The following is a 1,272-nucleotide window of genomic DNA, read 5'->3' as shown; positions in this document are numbered from 1 at the left end:
GCACAACGAAAAAGGCCGCCCCCTGTGGAACGGCCTTCTTTAATTCAACATTTAGGACCGAGATTATTCGACGAATAATCTCAGCACCTTCACCGATTATTCAGTGATTTTCGACACAACGCCGGCGCCGACGGTGCGGCCGCCTTCGCGGATCGCGAAACGCAGGCCCTGCTCCATCGCGATGGGCGCGATCAGCTCAACGCCGAACGACACGTTGTCGCCGGGCATGACCATCTCGGTGCCTTCCGCCAGGGTCACGGTGCCGGTCACGTCAGTTGTACGGAAGTAGAACTGAGGACGGTAGTTCGCGAAGAACGGAGTGTGACGACCGCCTTCTTCCTTGGTCAGGATGTAGGCTTCGGCTTCGAACTTGGTGTGCGGTGTAACCGAACCCGGCTTACACAGAACCTGGCCACGCTCAACGCCGTCACGGTCAACACCACGCAGCAGCGCGCCGATGTTGTCGCCCGCTTCACCGCGGTCCAGCAGCTTGCGGAACATTTCAACGCCGGTGCAGGTGGTTTTCGAAGTGTCGCGGATGCCGACGATTTCGATTTCGTCACCAACGTTGATTACGCCACGCTCAACACGACCGGTCACAACGGTACCACGGCCCGAGATCGAGAACACGTCTTCGATCGGCATCAGGAACGGCTGGTCAACAGCGCGCTCGGGGGTGTCGATGTACTCATCAACGGCCGCCATCAGTTCCTTGATCTTCTCTTCGCCGATTTCAGGGTTGTTGCCTTCCATCGCGGCCAGAGCCGAACCTGCAACGATCGGAATATCGTCGCCGGGGTATTCGTACGAAGACAGCAGCTCGCGGATTTCCATTTCCACCAGTTCCAGCAGCTCTTCGTCGTCAACCTGGTCAACTTTGTTCATGAACACGACCATCTTCGGGATGCCAACCTGGCGGCCCAGCAGGATGTGCTCACGCGTTTGCGGCATCGGGCCGTCAGCGGCGTTCACAACCAGGATCGCGCCGTCCATCTGGGCAGCACCGGTGATCATGTTCTTGACGTAGTCGGCGTGGCCGGGGCAGTCAACGTGCGCATAGTGGCGGTTCTCGGTCTCGTATTCCACGTGGGCGGTCGAGATGGTGATGCCGCGCGCTTTCTCTTCCGGCGCACCGTCAATCTGGTCATACGCTTTGAAGTCACCGAAATACTTGGTGATCGCTGCGGTCAGCGTGGTCTTACCATGGTCAACGTGGCCAATCGTGCCGATGTTGACGTGCGGTTTTGTACGCTCAAACTTTTCCTTTGCCAT

Annotated in this window: 1 protein-coding gene; it reads right to left on the bottom strand. The window is 58.3% G+C overall.

Annotation, left to right across the window (positions count from 1 at the left end; translation table 11 throughout):
* Nucleotides 1–96 precede the first annotated feature (96 nt).
* Nucleotides 97–1,272 (bottom strand): elongation factor Tu (gene tuf / locus ACR0DB_RS22585; protein WP_170356932.1); only part of this gene is annotated, 1,176 nt, incomplete at its 5' end.

The organism is Ruegeria sp. AB6 (assembly GCF_056542685.1).
Note: the sequence above shows the minus strand (reverse complement) of the source record. Positions and strands in the feature narration are given on the sequence as shown.